We start from the raw sequence: 15,727 nt of genomic DNA on the forward strand, positions 1-15,727 counted from the left end.
ATGGGGTGGCTGGATCGGCAGTTCTCTGCCGATCCCACAGTGCGTACCGGAACTTCACCGACGGTCGACGGGCGTTCACCCGGCGTGCACCCCGTGGACGGATGGCGCGCATAGCTTCGCGGCATGAGCAGGGAGCGCGCCGGATCGACGGTCGCCATCATTCCCGCGCGTGGCGGCTCGCAGGGCCTTCCGGGCAAGAACGTCGCCCGCATCGGCGGCGTGCCGCTCGTCGCCCGGGCGGCGCACGCGGCGCTCGCCGCCGAGCGCATCGACCGCGTCGTCGTCACGACCGACGACGAGGAGATCGCCGACGCCGCGCTCGCCGCGGGAGCCGAGGTGGTGGCCCGGCCCGCCGAGCTCGCGGGGCCGGCGGCGTCGAGCGAGTCGGCGGTGCGGCACGCGCTCGAGGCGCTCGGATTCGACGCCCCGGGCGCGCCCGACGCCATCACGGTCTTCCTGCAGGCGACCTCGCCCTTCATCGACCCCGCCGACCTCGAGGCGGCCGTCGAGCGGGTCGCGATCGGCGAGCGCGACATCGTGTTCGCCGCGACGCCGACGCACGGCTTCCTCTGGCGTGAGCGAGCGGATGACGCGGACGGCGCGAGCGCCATCGGCGTCAACCACGATCCGTCGCATCGCCCGCGCCGGCAGGACCGCGAACCCGAGTACCTCGAGACCGGTGCGTTCTACGTGTTCCGCACCGCGGGGTTCCTCCAGGCGCAGCATCGGTTCTTCGGCCGCATCGGCATCCAGGCGGTCCACCCGGACCATGCGATCGAGATCGACGACTCCGCCGACCTCGCGCGCGCCCGGGCGCTCGCGCCACGGATCGACCGCCGGCTCGCCGCCGCGATCGGCTCCGCGCAGGCGCGGCGCGCGGGCGCCGGCAGCGCGTGGATCGCGGACCCGCGCCATCCGTTCATCGACGTCGACGCGGTCGTGACCGACTTCGACGGCGTGCACACCGACGACACCGCGACGGTCGACGAGCTCGGCCGCGAGTCGGTGCGGGTGAGCCGCGCCGACGGCGCCGGCGTCGCACGGCTGCGCGACGCGGGCATCCCCGTGCTGATCCTGAGCGCCGAGGCGAACCCCGTCGTGAGCCGCCGCGCCGAGAAGCTCGGCGTCGACTGCGTGCAGGGCCTCTCCGACAAGGGCTCGGCGCTGCGCGAGTGGGCGGCCGCCCGCGGCATCCGACTCGACCGCATCGCCTACCTCGGCAACGACCGCGGCGACATCCCCGCGCTCGACCTCGTCGGGTGGCCCCTCGCGGTGCCGGATGCCGCGCCCGACGCGCTCGAACGGGCGCGCCACGTGCTGCAGCGGCACGGCGGGCACGGCGCGGTGCGCGAGCTCGCCGACCTCGTGCTCGCCGCCCGCGCAGCGAAGCGCCGCGTCGCGGCATCCGACGACGCCGACGCCGACGACACCGACGCCAGGGCCGCGACCCGCGAGCCCGGCGAGCTCGACCCCGCCCACCCGACCCGGCTGCAGCGCGAGGCCATCGCCGCCGCGGCCTCCGGCACCGTCACCGCACCCTGAACGAAAGCGAGCCCCGCATGTCCGTGCGCCTCGGTCACGCCGCGATCGGCGAGTACGAGCCCGTCTACGTCATCGCCGAGATCGGCCTCAACCACAACGGCGACCTCGGCATCGCCAAGCGCCTCATCGAGGTCGCCGCCGAGGCGGGCGCCCAGGCGGTGAAGTTCCAGAAGCGCACGCCCGACATCTCGACGCCCGAGCACATGAGGCTCATGCCGCGCGAGACGCCGTGGGGCACGATGAGCTACCTCGAGTACCGGCACCGCGTCGAGTTCGGCCGCGACGAGTACGCCGAGATCGCCGATCACGCCGCGCTGCACGGCGTGGACTGGTTCGCCTCGCCGTGGGACGTCCCGGCCGTCGCCGACCTCGAGTCCTCCGGGGTGGTCGCGTACAAGATCGCGTCGGCCTCGGTGACCGACCTCGAGCTGCTCGAGGCGGTGCGCGACACCGGCAAGCCCGTCATCCTCTCGACCGGCATGTCGACCATGGACGAGATCGACCGCGCGGTCACGGTGCTGGGCACCGAGCGGCTCGTGATCCTGCACGCGACCTCGAGCTACCCCATGCCGCCCGAGGAGGCCAACCTGCTCATGATCCCGGCGCTCAAGCAGCGTTTTCCGGGCGTGCCGGTCGGCTACTCGGGGCACGAGCGCGGCCTGCAGATCTCGCTCGCCGCCGTGGCGCTCGGCGCGGTCGCGGTCGAGCGGCACATCACGCTCGACCGCACGATGTGGGGATCCGACCACTCGGCGTCGCTCGAGCCGCAGGGCCTCGACCACCTCGTGCGCGACATCCGCATCATCGACGATGCGCTCGGCGACGGCGTCAAGCGCGTGTACCCGGGCGAGGAGGCGCCGAAGGCCAAGCTCCGCCGGGTGCTCGCGTGAGTTCCCGAGCGGATGCCGCGGCGCGGCGCCTGCTCGTCGTCGCCGACGCCGACTCGTACGTGAAGTGGGGCGCCGCACTCGCGTCGACCTTGGGCCCCGAATGGACCGCGCGGCTCGTCGTGATCGCCTCGCCCGTGCAGCCGAGCGCGCGGCAGCTCAGGCATGCGCTCGCGGGCACCCGATTCGAGCCGGCCGAGGTTCTGACCATCCCGCTCGAGCCGCGCGGCGGCGCCGGCGGCCTCGACGACGAGCTCGACGGGTTCGACCCGCACGCGGTGCTGCTCGCGCTCCGCGGTCCGTTCGTGCGGGTCGTTGCGCCCCGGCTGAACCGCCGACCGAACCGACCCGCGATCCTCAGCGGCTTCCCCGGCCTGACGATCCCCGCCGTGCCCAAGGCCGTCGTCTATCGCGAGCAGACCGACCTGATCGTGCTGCACAGCCGTCGCGAGGTGCGCGACTTCCGCGCGAACGCCGACGACCTCGGCGTCGACCCCATGTTCGGACTCGCGACCCTGCCGTTCCTCGCCGGCGAGGCGGGCGACCGCGCCGCCGCGACCGACATCGTCTTCGCCGCCCAGGCCAAGGTGCCCGCCGAGCGCGACGACCGGCTCGAGCTGCTCGCCGCACTCGCCGAGCTCGCCCGCCGCCGGGCACCGCACCGCGTCGTCGTGAAGGTGCGCGCCCGCAGGGGCGAGGCGCAGACGCACGCCGAGGAGCACGACTACGCCGACCTGCTCGCCGAACTCCACGACGCCCCGGCGAATCTCGTCGTCGAGGACGGACCCATGGCGGACCAGCTCGATCGCGCTGCCGCGCTCGTGACCGTGAGCTCGACGGCCGCGCTCGAGGCCGTCGCCCGCGACCTGCCGGCGCTGCTCGTCGACGACTTCGGCGTCTCCCCGGCGATGATCAACACCGTGTTCGAGGGCGCCGGGCTGTTCGGCTCGACGACCGACCTCGTCGCGGGACGTTTCCGACACGCCGATCCGGGGTGGCTCGCCGACAACTACTTCCACGAGCCCGACGCCGATGACTGGGCCGGCCGGCTCGAGGCGCTCGTCTCGGCGCGCGAGATCGTGCCGCTGCCGCCGCTCGAGCGCCGCCACGACCTCTGGGGCGGCGCGCTGCGCCGGGCCTTCGAACGGCGTCGCATGCTCGGCGCCCACGACCGCAGCCTGACGGGTCGCCTCGCGTGGGTCGGGGGCGTGCCGGTCCGCGCCGTCGTCCGACGCCTGCGTCGGCTGCGCCGCGTGCTCGTCGGCTCAGTCGACGGGCGCGGAGTGCCGATCGACGTGCGCGAGGTACGCCTCGGCGTTGCGGCGGATTCCGGCCTGCTCGTCGGCGGTGAGCTCGCGCCGGACCTTCGCCGGCACGCCGGCCACGAGCGAACCCGGGGGAACGACCGTGCCCTCGAGCACCACGGCGCCGGCCGCGACGAGTGAGCCCCGGCCGATCGCGGCGCCGTTGAGGATGGTCGCGCCCATGCCGATCAGGCAGTCGTCCTCGACCGTGCACCCGTGCAGCACCGCACGGTGCCCGACCGAGACGCCGCTGCCGACCGTGACGGGGTAGCCCGCGTCGACGTGGCAGACCACGCCGTCTTGCAGGTTCGACCTCTCGCCGAGCGTGACCGTCTCGGCCTCGGCCCGCAGCACCGCGTTGTACCAGACGCTCGAGCGTGCGGCGAGGCGCACCTGCCCGACGACGACCGCGCCGAGCGCGACGAACGCACTGGGGTCGAGCTCGGGCGCTGGGATGCCGGCGATGGTGAGGATGCGGGCGGACGGATCGGCGCTCATGCGGCCAGCCTATTCCGGCCCGCGGCGCGGTCCCGTTTCAGGAGGACGGAGGCGGCTCAGGACGATTCCGCCGATCCGGTCCTGAGTTTCCTCCGTGCTCCTGAATCGATGAGGGGCGGCGACGGCCGGCGACGGCGAGGCGGATGGCGCGCACCGCCGCACCCGCCGCGAACACCGCGACCCCCGCCACGATCGACGCGATCGGCAGGGTGACGACGAGCACGGCGCATCCGATCGCCCCGAGCCATGACAGCCAGCGCGGAACCAGCCGCTCGGCCGCCGACTGCGTGAGCGCCGACGAGTTCGCCACGAGGTAGTAGAGCAGCACGCCGAACGACGAGAACCCGATCGCCCCGCGCAGGTCGGCGACGAGCACGAGCACGACGACCGCGACGCCGACCGTGAGCTCGGCGACGTGCGGCACGCCGAACCGGTGATGCACCGAGGTGAGCGGGCGCGGGAGCTCGCCATCCCGCGCCATCGCGAGGCTCGTGCGGCCGACGCCCGCGATGAGCGCCAGCAGCGACCCGAGCGCCGCGACGCCCGCCGCGATCCGCACGACGGGCTCGGCCCAGAGCCATCCGGCCTCGCCCACGACGTCCACGAGCGGGGCGGATGACTCGGCGAGCGCCCTCGCCCCGAGGGCGCCGAGCGCAGCGACCCCGACGGCGGCGTACACGAGGAGCACGATGCCGAACGCGACCCCGATCGCGCGCGGGATCGTGCGCGTGGGCTCGCGCACCTCCTCGCCGAGCGTCGCGATGCGCGCGTAGCCGGCGAACGCGAAGAAGATGAGGGCGGCGGCCTGCAGCACGCCGTACGCGCCCGCGATCGGCGATGCGGCGTCATCCGCGAGCCCGACGGGAGGGACCCCGGACGCGGCGGCCGCCGGATCGCCGGCCGCCCACCCGCCGTCGGCGATCGCTGCGATCCCGCCCGCCACCACCACGACGAGCACTGCGATCACCGCCGACACGATGATGCTCGCGACGCGAGCCGTGCGCGTCACGCCGAGCACGTTCACGGCGACGAGCGCGACCACCGCGACGATCGCGACCGGCTTCTGCCACGCCGCGGGCACGAGGTACGCGGCCGCCGTCATCGCCATCGCCGCGCAGCTCGCGGTCTTGCCGACGACGAACCCCCAGCCGGCGAGGAACCCGGGCCACGCGCCGAGCCGCTCGCGGCCGTACCGGTACGCGCCGCCGGCCTCGGGGTAGCGCACTGCGAGCTGCGCCGTCGAACCGGCGTTGGCGAAGGCGACCAGGGCGGCGATCGCGAGCCCCGCCGGCAGCCAGGATCCCGCCGCCTGCGCGGCCGGCGCCCACACGGCGAACACCCCGGCGCCGATCATCGCGGCCAGGCCGATCGCGACCGCGTCGCGTAGTCCGAGCCGGCGTGCGAGGCGGTCGTGCGAGGGCGACGGCGAGGAGGAAGCGTTCACGTTCGCACCCTACGACAGTCCGGTGAACGGCCCGCGTCGACTGAGGCGAGCGGATGCCGCATCCGCTCGTAGGATCGACGCATGCCTGCCGAGCAGACCTCCGCCTCCTCGCACGCCGCGGTCGACCGCGTCGTCGCCGCGCTCGCCGCCGACGGCCTCGAGCCTCGGATCGTGTGGTTCGACGACGCGGTGACCACCGCGCAGCTCGCCGCCGACGCGCTCGGCGTGGAGGTCGGTCAGATCGCGAACTCGCTCGTGTTCACACTCGACGACGAGCCGATCCTCGTGCTGACCTCGGGCGCGCACCGGGTCGACACCGAGTGGCTCGGCGAGCAGCTCGGGGGTCGCCTCGGCCGTGCTTCGAAGGAGGTCGTGAAGGCGGCGACCGGCCAGGTGATCGGCGGCGTCGCGCCCGTGGGCCACCCGTCACCGGTACGCACGTTCGTCGACACCGAGCTCGCCGCGTTCGACGAGGTGTGGGCCGCCGCAGGGCACGCGAAGACGGTGTTCCCGACCACGTACGACGACCTCGTCCGCATCACGGGCGGCACGCCGACGGCGGTCGAGCCCGCGCAGCGCACATGACGCACGCTCAGGTGACTTGGCCGCGCCAGGCGGGTCCGCTCGTGCTCCGGCCGCCGACGCGGGAGGACCTCGACCGGGTCCTGGCCTGGCGGAACCGACCGGAGGTGACGCGATGGCTGCTGCACACCACCGTCGAGCCCGACGCCTTCCGCCGGCGATGGCTCAGCGCCGTCGAGGACCCGCGCGACCATTCGGTCGTGGCCGAGCTCGACGGCGAGATCGTCGGGACGGGATCGCTCGAGGTGATCGACGGCATCGGCCAGTTCGACGGTGACGACTGGCGCGACGCAGAGGGGCTCATCGGCTACCTCGTCGCGCCCGATCACGCCGGCCGGGGCTACGCCACCCACATCCTCGCGGGCTTGCTCGAGATCGCGTTCGCAGAGGTGGGCCTGCGCCGGATCACCGGAGCCTGCTTCGCCGACAACGTCGCGTCGTGGCGCGTCATGGAGAAGGCGGGCATGCGGCGCGAGCAGCACGGCGTGCGCGACTCCTGGCACGCCGAGCACGGCTGGATCGACGGGTACACGTACGCGATCCTCGCGGAGGAATGGAACCCGGTCGGCTGAGCCGCTCAGGCGTCGCGGCGCGCGCCCTGCGCGGCGTGCACCGTGAAGATCGCCGGCTCGCGGTAGCCGCGTTCGGCGAAGGCCGCCTCGATGCGGCGTCGCACCTCGGGCACGCGCTCGTCGCCGACGAGCGCGATCGCCGCGCCGCCGAATCCGCCGCCCGTCATGCGCGCCCCGATGGCGCCGCCCGCCTGCGCGGTCTCGACGGCGAGGTCGAGCTCGGGCACCGAGATCTCGAAGTCGTCGCGCATCGACACGTGCGAGGCGTCGAGCAGCGCACCGATCGCGCCGGGGCCCTGTTCGCGGAGCGTTCGCACGGTGTCGAGCACGCGCTGGTCCTCGGTCACGACGTGGCGCACCCGCCGGAACGTCTCGTCGTCGAGCAGCTCGCGCGCGCGGTCGAGGTCGTCCACTCGCACCTCGCGCAGCGACTCGACGCCGAGGACTCGGGCGCCCGCCTCGCACGAGGCGCGACGTGCCGCGTACCCGCCGGTGGCGTGCGTATGGCTCACGCACGTGTCGATGACGAGCAGCGAGAGGCCCGCCTCGGCGAAGCCGAGCGGAATCACGTCGGCGTCGAGGCTTCGGCAGTCGAGGAACACGCCCGAGTCGGTCTCGCCGAGCAGCGACGCGGATTGGTCCATGATGCCCGTCGGGGCGCCGACCACCCGGTTCTCGGCGAGCCGGCCCACCTTGGCGAGCGTCGGCCGATCGAGCCCGAGGCCCCAGTGCTCGTCGAGGGCCAGCGCGACGGCGCACTCGATGGCGGCCGACGACGAGAGGCCGGCGCCCACCGGCACGTCGGAGTCGATGTGCAGGTCGACCCCGCGAACGTGCTCGAGGTCGGCGCCGAACTCCGCGAGCGCCCAGACCACCCCGAGCGGGTAGGCGGCCCATCCGCTCACGGTGTCGGGAGTCAGCGTGTCGAGGTGCGCCTCGACCGTCTCGGGCGAGAACGTCGAGGCGACCCGCACGAGCCGGTCGTCGCGGTCGCCGAGGGCCACGGTCGTGCGGCGATCGATCGCGAAGGGGAACACAAAGCCGTCGTTGTAGTCCGTGTGCTCGCCGATGAGGTTCACGCGGCCGGGCGCCGACCAGACGCCCGCGGGCCGGCGGCCGTACTGCTCGGCGAATCCGTGCTCGGCGGATGCCACGTGGTCGGTCACAGCTCGACTCCTTCGATCGCGTCGCGCAATGCCGCGGCCTGCGCCTCCGGGGGCACGTCCCCGATCCACGCGCCCATGGCGGCCTCGGAGCCGGCGAGGTACTTGAGCCGCTCGGCGCCGCGGCGCGGACTCGTCAGCTGCATCGTCAGGCGCACCTCGTCGCGCCGCTCGTGCACGGGCGCCTGATGCCACGCGGCGATGTACGGCGTCGGGGTGTCGTAGAGGCGGTCGACGCCGCGCAGCAGGCGCAGGTACACCCGGGCGAGCTCGGCGCGCTCGGCCTCGTCGGTCGCCGCCAGGTCGGGCACGTGCCGATGCGGCACGAGGTGCACCTCGATCGGCCAGCGGGCGGCGAACGGAACGTACGCGGTCCAGTGCTCGCCCGTGATGAGCACGCGCTCGCCCGCGCGCTCGCGCTCGAGGACGTCGGCCTGCAGCGACGGCCCGTACGCATCGATCGCGTCGAGCAGCCGCTCGGTGCGCGGCGTGACGTAGGGGTACGCGTAGATCTGGCCGTGCGGGTGGGGGAGCGTCACCCCGATGTCGCGACCGCGGTTCTCGAACGGGAAGACCTGCTGCACGCCGGGGAGCGCCGACAGCGCTGCGGTGCGGTGGGCCCACGCCTCGATCACGGTGCGCGCTCGCGAGACGGTCTGCGTGCCGAACGAACCCTCGTGCTCGGGGCTGAAGCACACGACCTCGCAACGCCCGTGCGACGTGAGCCGGCGCTCGATGCCGAGGTCGCGCACCGCGGTCAGCGCCGCGGCGGCGGCGGATGCGGCATCCGCCCCCTCGCCCCATTCGGGCAGCTCTGGGCCGAACGACGGCGAGCGGTTCTCGAAGACCGCGACGTCGTACAGGCTCGGGATCTCGGACGGGTTGGTCTCGGTCTGCGGCGCGAGCGGGTCGGCGTCGGCCGGTGGGAGGAACACGCGGTTCTGCCGGGCGGCGGCGATCGAGATCCAGTCGCCGGTCAGCGGGTCCTGGCGCATCTCGGCGGTGCCGGGTCGGGCGTCGAGCGTGCGCGCGTCGATGGCCCGCTCGGCCGGGAGAACACTGTCGGCGTCGTCGTAGTAGATGAGCTCGCGGCCGTCGGCGAGCGTCGACTTCCGCACGGCGATGCGCGGGTCGAGGAGGCCGGCTTCGGTCTGGTGCACGCGGACACGGTACGCCGTTTTCGTTTGCGAAACAAGTGCGTTTCGTATTGCAAAGTTTGTTTGCGCATCCGACAATAGCGACATGGACCCCGACCTGACGGCGGCACGGCGCCGCTCGCTCGCCGCCGACCTCGTGAGCGAGCGCGGGTTCGTTCGCGTCGCCGAGCTCAGCGAATCGTTCGGCGTGACGCCCGTCACGGCACGGGCCGACCTCGACGCGCTCGAGCGTGCCGGGCTCGTGCGTCGCGTGCACGGTGGCGCGGTCCCCGCCGGGTCCGCCCCCGCGGCCGAGGCGCGACCCGAGCGCGAGCCCAGCTTCGAGGAGGCGCTCGCCGCCTCCGTCGTGCCGAAGCAGCGCATCGGCGAGCATGCCGCATCCCTCGTGCGCAGCGGGCAGAGCGTCATCCTCGATGTCGGCACGACCACCCTGCAGGTTGCGCGCGCCCTGCGCGCCCGCGCCGACCTCGATGACGTCACCATCCTCACCAACGGGCTCTCCATCGCGCTCGAGCTCGAGTCCGAGATCCCGCGGTTCACCGTGATCGTGACGGGTGGCACGCTGCGGCCCCGGCAGCACTCGCTCGTGCACCCGCTCGCCGGGTCGATCCTCGACGACGTGCATGTCGATTTCGCGTTCATCGGCTGCAACGGCGTCGATCCCAAGCTCGGCGTGACCAACGCGAACCTGCCCGAGGCGGCCGTGAAGGCGCACATGCTGCGACGCGCGGCCCGCGCCGTGATCGTCGCCGACGCATCCAAGCTCGGCGAGGCGCACCTCGGTCGCATCGGGCCCGTCGACGCGTTCGACGCACTGGTGACGGATGCCGCGGCGCCGGCCGTGCTCGTCGGCGAGCTGCGCGACGCCGGGCTCGAGGTGCTCGTCGCCCACGAGCCCGAGCGGCCCTAAGGTGGTCTCCATGACGCACCCCACGGGCGACCAGTTCGTGCTCGAGACGTCCACCTCCACCGGAGACGTGCGAGCCGCCATCACCGCCGTCGCCGCCGGACTCCGCACGCTCTCGATCAACGACATCGACCTCGTTCCCGCCTACGGCGAGGACGAGACGCCGCCCTCGGGCTCGGGCATCGTGCTGGTGCCGTGGCCCAACCGCATCCGCGACGGCAAGTGGAGCCACGACGGCCGCGAGTACCAGCTCGCGATCACCGAGCCGGCGCGCGCCAACGCCATCCACGGGCTCCTCCGATACGCCGAGTACACCCCCGTCGAGCAGGACCGCGACTCGGTCACCCTCGCCGCGACCATCTACCCGCAGATGGGGTATCCGTTCACCGTGCGCACCGCGGTGCGCTACGAGCTCGTCGCCGACGGATTGAAGGTCACCCACTTCCTCGAGAACCTCGGCGGAGAGCCCGCGCCCGTCGCGGTGGGCACGCACCCGTTCCTGAAGATCGGCGACGTCCCCACCGAGGAGCTCGTGCTGCGTCTCGACGCCGCGAGCCACATCGAGGTCGACGACCGCCTCCTGCCGACCGGCGAGGTGCCGGTCGATGACACCGAGTGGGACTTCCGCGAGGGGCGTCGCGTCGGCGACGTGCAGCTCGACGACGCGTTCGGCGGGCTCGCCGCCGTCGACGGCACCGTGGAGCACACGCTCGTCGCGCCTGACGGCCGTACCGTGTCGGTGTGGGCCGACGACGAGTTCGCCTACGTCCAGGTGTTCACGACCGAGTCCTACCCGGGGGAGAGCAAGGCCATCGCGGTCGAGCCCATGACCGCGCCCGCCGACGCGTTCAACTCGGGCCGTGGGCTCCGGTGGCTCGATCCGGGCGAGCAGTGGGAGCTCAGCTGGGGCATCCGCTTCGCCGGCTTCACCGCCGAGTGACGCTCAGCCTCAGCCGACGCAGCTGCCCGAGTCGACGCGCTCGCTGAGCGAGGGCGCCTCGTCGGCGAGGGGCTCGAGCGTGCCGACCGGCACGGCGAAGCCCACGTTGTCGACCGTCTGCGACTTCGCGAACACCACGCCGCCGACGAGCCCCTCGCCCGTGAGCACGGGCCCGCCCGAGTTGCCGTGGTCGACGTCGGCCGCGAGCGTGACGACGTCGCGCGACGAGTCGTCGCCGTCGATCGAGATGGTGATCGGCCCGGTCGCCATGACGCGGGCGGGCCGAAGCTCGAGCGGGCCGCCGAACGGATAGCCCGCCACCGCGACGTCGGCATCGGCCGCAGGCGCGTCGGCGAGCCCGAGCGGCTGGACGCCCAACCCGTCGACCGCGATCACCGCGAGGTCCTTCTCGGCGTCGAACGCGACGACGCGACCGGCGACCGGGCCGCGTCCGGGCGCCTCGACGATGGGCTCGTCGACCCCGGCGACGACGTGCGCGTTGGTCACGACCCGATCCTCGGCCACCACGAAGCCCGAGCCCGTCAGGTTTCCGCCGCACTCGTAGGCCAGGCCGGTGACCCGCACGACGGATGCCGCTGCGGCGGACAGTTCGGGATCGTCGACGCCGCCCGTCGGCAGGTCGGGTGCGACGGTCGGCCCGTCGAGCACGCCGACGAGCCAGGGGATCGCCTCGCCGACCGCCGCGGTGCGCAACTCGGCCATGAGGGTGCGCGCGGGCGGCGGGGTGACCTGTTCGATGCCGCGGACGACCCACGAGTTCGCGACCGCGGGCGACACGACCGGCACGCCCATCGTGGACACGCCCGCACCGACGAGCGCGATGACGAACGCCGCCACCATGGTGTTCACGATCGCGCCGAGGATCCGGTCGACGATCCCGAGCTTCACGGCGTCGGCGCCGCGCCGCAATGCGCGTCCGATCGAGGTGCCGAGGGCGACGCCCGCCACGAGCAGGAGCACGGCGACGGCGATCGCGACCGGGGCCCGCCACTCCGGCGCGGCGATGAACGACACCACCCAGGGCATGGCGAGATACGCGGCGATGCCGCCCGCGATGAGCCCGAGCAGCCCGCCGAGGCTGCGCAGGAGTCCCGCACGCCATCCGTGCACGAGCGCGCCGACGAGGACGAGCACGAGCAGGATGTCGAGGATGAGGCTCCAGGGCATCGCGACGCTCCGATCTGCTGTGCCCTCCAGCCTCGCGCACACGGCTCGGAGCACGCTGTGGGCGCGAGACCCGGGGGTTTTCCCCCGCGCGGACCCGGGAGCCGGTCCCACCGACCGCTCAGGCGCGTTCCCGTAGCGTCGAACGCATGACGACGACGATCGCGATCCCGACCGCCACCGCCGCCGCCGAATCCGACCTCACCGGCCTCGCCGCGTGGGCCGTGGACGTCATGGAGACGCTCGGCGCTCCGGGCGCCGGCCTGGCGATTGCGCTCGAGAACCTGTTCCCGCCACTGCCGAGCGAGGTGATCCTGCCCCTCGCGGGCTTCACCGCCAGCCAGGGATCCTTCACGCTCGCGGAGGTGCTCTTCTGGACGACGCTCGGCTCCGTCGTCGGCGCGCTCGCGCTGTACGCCGTCGGCGCCATGCTCGGCCGCGAGCGCACGCGCGCGGTGGCGAAGGCCATGCCGCTCGTCGACGTCGCCGACGTCGACCGCACGGAGGCGTGGTTCCGCCGTCACGGCCGCGCTGCGGTGTTCTTCGGGCGGATGATTCCGCTCTTCCGGTCCCTCATCTCGGTGCCGGCCGGCGTCACGCGCATGCGCCTCACGCTGTTCCTCCTCCTGACGACCGTCGGCAGCGCCATCTGGAACACCGCGTTCGTCCTGGCGGGCTTCGCGCTCGGCGAGAGCTGGCACCTCGTCGAGCCGTGGGCCGACGCGTTCCAGCTCGTCGTCATCGTCGCCGCGGTGCTCGCCGTCGGGGCGTTCGTAGTCAGGCGCGTGGTCCGCATGCGCGAGCACCGTCGTCGCGTCGGCCGCGGCGAGGCGACCGAGGGCGGCCTCTAGGCCGCAGGTCCCGAGGTCGGGGGCGTCACGGTACTACCGTGGACGGGTGAGCGAGGCGGCTCCAATCAGTCGCGCACGCATCGGCGCCCATCGGTGCCGATGCGTCGGAGCATCGTGATCCCCGCCACCGAGTTCGTCCGCAGTGGTGACGCCGATATCGCCTACAAGGTGATCGGCGAGGGACCGCGCGACCTCGTCCTGGCCTTCCCCCTCGTCTCGAACGTCGACGTGTTCCTAGAACTCACCGAGAACGCCGAGTTCGTCGAACGGCTCACCCACCTCGGCAGGGTGATCCTCTTCGACAAGCGCGGTACGGGGATGTCCGACCGGAGCACCGAGCGGGTGACGGTCGAGCAGCACAGCGACGACCTCATCGCGGTACTCGACGCGGCCGAGAGCACGCGGGCCGTCCTGCTCGGCTGGTTCGACGGCGGGGCCACGTGCCTCGTGACTGCTGCCCGCCATCCGGGCCGCGTCGAGTCCGTGGTGGCGAATGAGGTGCTCGCGGCGGGCCGTCCGGTCGAAGGCTTCCCATGGGGATTCACGTCTCGCCTGGGTGAAGCGGCCATGCGGAAGTTCATCACGCTGGGCTGGGGCCAGACGGTCGCGTCGCGACTGATGGCGCCGGAATGGGCGAGTGATCCTCGGCTGATCGAATGGGTGGCGAGGTACGAGCGTCTCTCAGTGCCGCCGAGCGGGGCTGTTCGGGTGTTCGAAGACGCGCTCGACCTCGACATCCGCGCGTACCTCCCGCACGTCGACGTGCCCGTGCTGGTCATCCACAACGTCGGTCTGCCGGGTGCGCCCAGCGAGCCCTTCGAGTGGCTGGCGGACGAGCTGCCCCGCGGACGCCTACGGCTTGCCAGAACCCCAGCGTCCGTTCCGTTCATGATCCCCTCCGACGACGCCGTGGATGACATCGAGGAGTTCCTCGTCGGCACGCGCAGCGGCGGCCGGCGCGAGCTCGCGAGCATCGTGTTCACCGACGTGGTCGGCTCGACCACGACACTCGCCCGGGAGGGCGACCTGAAGTGGCGCAACCAGCTCTCGTCGCATCGCGAGTCGCTTCGCAGGTCGCTCGCCCGGTACGGCGGACGCGAGGTGAACACCGCAGGCGACGGGTTCGTCGCGTGCTTCCCGCTGCCCTCGTCGGGGCTCCGCTTCGCCGGCGAGGCGGTGAGGGATGCGGCGGGGATCGGCCTCGGGCTGCGCGCCGGGATGCACTGCGGAGAGGTGCTGGTCGACGGGGCGGATCTCATCGGCATCGCCGTGCACGTCGCGGCACGCGTGGCATCGCACGCAGGCGCCGGCGAGGTGTTCGTCACCGACACCGTCCGGGTCCTCGTCGACGGATCGGGCCTGCGATTCGAATCGGTCGGATCGCACCGGCTGAAGGGCGTCCCCGGAGCATGGCACCTCTTCCGAATGGCGGCCCAGACCTGAGGGATGTCGGTGGGCACCAACTCGAGCACACTCCGACTCGCGGGGAGTTGTGGACGGCCTCGCATCACGCCGCCCCTGCGCACGTCGTCCACTAGGGTCGAGCGTGGCCGCGCCGGGCGCGCCGCCATCCCGAACACCCGCGACGACGAGGAGTGACGCATGCGCGTCGGCATGTTCCTGAACTACGCCGGAGGTTTCCGCGAGGTCGCCGACGAGGTCGAGGAGCTCGAGCGCGCGGGGGTCGACCTCGTCGCCGTGCCCGAGGCGTATTCGTTCGACGCGGTGAGCCAGCTCGGGTTCCTCGCCGCGCGCACGGCGCGCATGACGCTGATGAGCGGCATCCTGCAGCTGTACACGCGCACGCCGACCCTCACGGCGATGACGGCCGCGGGGCTCGACTACGTGTCGGGCGGTCGATTCGAGCTCGGCATCGGGGCCTCGGGCCCGCAGGTCATCGAGGGCTTCCACGGCCTCGCCTACGACGCCCCGCTCGGCCGCACGCGCGAGATCGTCGACATCTGCCGCATGACGTGGCGCCGTGAGCCAGTCGTGCATCAGGGCCGGCACTACCGCATCCCGCTGCCCGAGGGCGAGGGCACCGGCCTCGGCAAGCCGCTGAAGCTGATCAACCACCCCGTCAGGGAGCGCATCCCGATCACGATCGCCTCCCTCGGCGCGAAGTCGGTCGAACAGACCGCCGCGATCGCCGACGGCTGGCTGCCGATGTTCTTCCACCCCGAGCGGGCCGGCGAGGTGTGGGGCGCGTCGCTCGAGGCCGGCCGTTCGAGGCGCGCCGCCGATCTCGGCCCGCTCGACGTGTTCGCGAGCCCGGCCGTCGCGATCACCGACCGAGCGGATGTCGCGGCCGCCGCGATCGCGGCCGTCAAGCCGAACCTGGCGCTCTACGTCGGGGGCATGGGCGCGCGCGGCAAGAACTTCTACAACGACCTGATCGCGAGCTACGGCTACGCCGAGGAGGCCGGCCGCATCCAGGAGCTCTACCTCGCCGGACGGCGGGACGAGGCGATCGCCGCGGTGCCCGACGAGCTCGTCCGGGCGATCTCGCTGATCGGGTCGCCGACCGAGGTGGGCGAGCGCATCGCCGCGTTCGCCGCCGCCGGCGTGACCACGCTCACCGTCACCCCGTTGGCGCGGAATTCCGAGGAGCGCGTGGCCATCATGTCCGGCCTGCGGAGGCTCGTCGGCTGAGCTCGCCGCCGGTTCGGCCGTCGTCGACCGATCGCGAGGGTGC

The 15,727-nt window shown here is 73.1% G+C and carries 14 protein-coding genes and 1 pseudogene; 10 read left to right on the top strand and 5 right to left on the bottom strand.

Translation table 11 applies throughout. The annotated features are described in order from the left end of the window. The first annotated feature begins 123 nt into the window (after positions 1-123). From BLT99_RS01575 to BLT99_RS18205, 3 genes and pseudogenes are all read left to right on the top strand, one after another. Positions 124-1,542, top strand: a complete 1,419-nt coding sequence (locus BLT99_RS01575; RefSeq protein WP_092668713.1) for an acylneuraminate cytidylyltransferase — start codon at positions 124-126, stop codon at positions 1,540-1,542. A gap of 17 nt (positions 1,543-1,559) precedes the next feature. Further along, complete coding sequence (locus BLT99_RS01580) at positions 1,560-2,432, top strand: N-acetylneuraminate synthase family protein (RefSeq protein WP_092668714.1); 873 nt, start codon at positions 1,560-1,562, stop codon at positions 2,430-2,432. Next, positions 2,429-3,478, top strand: a pseudogene (locus BLT99_RS18205) (DUF6716 putative glycosyltransferase); the annotation flags it as partial. The gene BLT99_RS01580 and the pseudogene BLT99_RS18205, both read left to right, overlap by 4 nt. Positions 3,479-3,694: 216 nt before the next feature. Here the strand turns inward: BLT99_RS18205 and BLT99_RS01585 are convergent. Together BLT99_RS01585 and BLT99_RS01590 are read right to left on the bottom strand one after the other, a co-directional pair. Beyond that, positions 3,695-4,231 (bottom strand): gamma carbonic anhydrase family protein, encoded by a 537-nt coding sequence (locus tag BLT99_RS01585; protein WP_092668715.1) that lies wholly within the window; start codon positions 4,229-4,231, stop codon positions 3,695-3,697. 37 nt (positions 4,232-4,268) lie between these two features. Further along, a complete protein-coding gene (locus tag BLT99_RS01590; RefSeq protein ID WP_166670943.1) occupies positions 4,269-5,675 on the bottom strand; it encodes an APC family permease in 1,407 nt (468 codons plus the stop codon). An 81-nt stretch (positions 5,676-5,756) separates the two neighbouring features. On the opposite strand from BLT99_RS01590, the gene BLT99_RS01595 reads away from it, so the two are divergent. Both BLT99_RS01595 and BLT99_RS01600 read left to right on the top strand, forming a co-directional pair. Further along, positions 5,757-6,260: a YbaK/EbsC family protein gene (locus tag BLT99_RS01595; RefSeq protein ID WP_092668716.1), complete on the top strand. Its 504-nt coding sequence runs from the start codon at positions 5,757-5,759 to the stop codon at positions 6,258-6,260. After that, positions 6,257-6,829: a GNAT family N-acetyltransferase gene (locus tag BLT99_RS01600; protein WP_092668717.1), complete on the top strand. Its 573-nt coding sequence runs from the start codon at positions 6,257-6,259 to the stop codon at positions 6,827-6,829. Before BLT99_RS01595 ends, BLT99_RS01600 begins: the two co-directional genes overlap by 4 nt. A 5-nt stretch (positions 6,830-6,834) precedes the next feature. Here the strand turns inward: BLT99_RS01600 and galK are convergent, their stop codons facing one another. Both galK and galT read right to left on the bottom strand, forming a co-directional pair. Next, positions 6,835-7,995 carry a galactokinase gene (gene galK, locus BLT99_RS01605; RefSeq protein ID WP_229724790.1) on the bottom strand — a complete coding sequence of 387 codons (1,161 nt, stop codon included), beginning with the start codon at positions 7,993-7,995 and terminating at the stop codon, positions 6,835-6,837. Further along, on the bottom strand, positions 7,992-9,152 hold the full coding sequence (galT, locus tag BLT99_RS01610; RefSeq protein ID WP_229724789.1) for a galactose-1-phosphate uridylyltransferase: 1,161 nt from the start codon (positions 9,150-9,152) through the stop codon (positions 7,992-7,994). The genes galK and galT overlap by 4 nt, the downstream gene beginning before the upstream one ends. 82 nt (positions 9,153-9,234) lie before the next feature. On the opposite strand from galT, the gene BLT99_RS01615 reads away from it, so the two are divergent. Beyond that, a complete protein-coding gene (locus tag BLT99_RS01615; protein ID WP_092668719.1) occupies positions 9,235-10,059 on the top strand; it encodes a DeoR/GlpR family DNA-binding transcription regulator in 825 nt (274 codons plus the stop codon). Between the two features lie 10 nt (positions 10,060-10,069). Beyond that, the gene (locus BLT99_RS01620; RefSeq protein WP_092675427.1) at positions 10,070-10,996 is read left to right on the top strand and encodes an aldose 1-epimerase family protein; all 927 of its coding nucleotides are present in this window, start codon (positions 10,070-10,072) and stop codon (positions 10,994-10,996) included. 9 nt (positions 10,997-11,005) lie between these two features. Here the strand turns inward: BLT99_RS01620 and BLT99_RS01625 are convergent, their stop codons facing one another. Beyond that, positions 11,006-12,184, bottom strand: a complete 1,179-nt coding sequence (locus BLT99_RS01625; RefSeq protein ID WP_092668720.1) for a MarP family serine protease — start codon at positions 12,182-12,184, stop codon at positions 11,006-11,008. Between the two features lie 146 nt (positions 12,185-12,330). On the opposite strand from BLT99_RS01625, the gene BLT99_RS01630 reads away from it, so the two are divergent. The 3 genes from BLT99_RS01630 to BLT99_RS01640 all read left to right on the top strand — a co-directional run bounded on the left by BLT99_RS01630 (position 12,331) and on the right by BLT99_RS01640 (position 15,684). Next, on the top strand, positions 12,331-13,032 hold the full coding sequence (locus BLT99_RS01630; protein WP_092668721.1) for a DedA family protein: 702 nt from the start codon (positions 12,331-12,333) through the stop codon (positions 13,030-13,032). A 114-nt stretch (positions 13,033-13,146) separates the two neighbouring features. After that, complete coding sequence (locus BLT99_RS01635; RefSeq protein ID WP_166670942.1) at positions 13,147-14,475, top strand: adenylate/guanylate cyclase domain-containing protein; 1,329 nt, start codon at positions 13,147-13,149, stop codon at positions 14,473-14,475. 159 nt (positions 14,476-14,634) lie between these two features. Continuing rightward, entirely contained in the window at positions 14,635-15,684 is a 1,050-nt protein-coding gene (locus BLT99_RS01640) for an LLM class F420-dependent oxidoreductase (RefSeq protein ID WP_092668723.1), read from the top strand. Positions 15,685-15,727 lie beyond the last annotated feature (43 nt).

This window comes from Agromyces flavus (assembly GCF_900104685.1).
Taxonomy (GTDB): domain Bacteria; phylum Actinomycetota; class Actinomycetes; order Actinomycetales; family Microbacteriaceae; genus Agromyces; species Agromyces flavus.

What these genes read in the sequence shown, in the direction of transcription:
- BLT99_RS01575 (WP_092668713.1), top strand. Translation starts at nt 124, where the DNA reads ATGAGCAGGGAGCGCGCCGGATCGACGGTCGCCATCATTCCCGCGCGT.
- BLT99_RS01580 (WP_092668714.1), top strand. Translation starts at nt 1,560, where the DNA reads ATGTCCGTGCGCCTCGGTCACGCCGCGATCGGCGAGTACGAGCCCGTC.
- BLT99_RS01585 (WP_092668715.1), bottom strand. Translation starts at nt 4,231, where the DNA reads ATGAGCGCCGATCCGTCCGCCCGCATCCTCACCATCGCCGGCATCCCA.
- BLT99_RS01595 (WP_092668716.1), top strand. Translation starts at nt 5,757, where the DNA reads ATGCCTGCCGAGCAGACCTCCGCCTCCTCGCACGCCGCGGTCGACCGC.
- BLT99_RS01600 (WP_092668717.1), top strand. Translation starts at nt 6,257, where the DNA reads ATGACGCACGCTCAGGTGACTTGGCCGCGCCAGGCGGGTCCGCTCGTG.
- BLT99_RS01615 (WP_092668719.1), top strand. Translation starts at nt 9,235, where the DNA reads ATGGACCCCGACCTGACGGCGGCACGGCGCCGCTCGCTCGCCGCCGAC.
- BLT99_RS01620 (WP_092675427.1), top strand. Translation starts at nt 10,070, where the DNA reads ATGACGCACCCCACGGGCGACCAGTTCGTGCTCGAGACGTCCACCTCC.
- BLT99_RS01625 (WP_092668720.1), bottom strand. Translation starts at nt 12,184, where the DNA reads ATGCCCTGGAGCCTCATCCTCGACATCCTGCTCGTGCTCGTCCTCGTC.
- BLT99_RS01630 (WP_092668721.1), top strand. Translation starts at nt 12,331, where the DNA reads ATGACGACGACGATCGCGATCCCGACCGCCACCGCCGCCGCCGAATCC.
- BLT99_RS01640 (WP_092668723.1), top strand. Translation starts at nt 14,635, where the DNA reads ATGCGCGTCGGCATGTTCCTGAACTACGCCGGAGGTTTCCGCGAGGTC.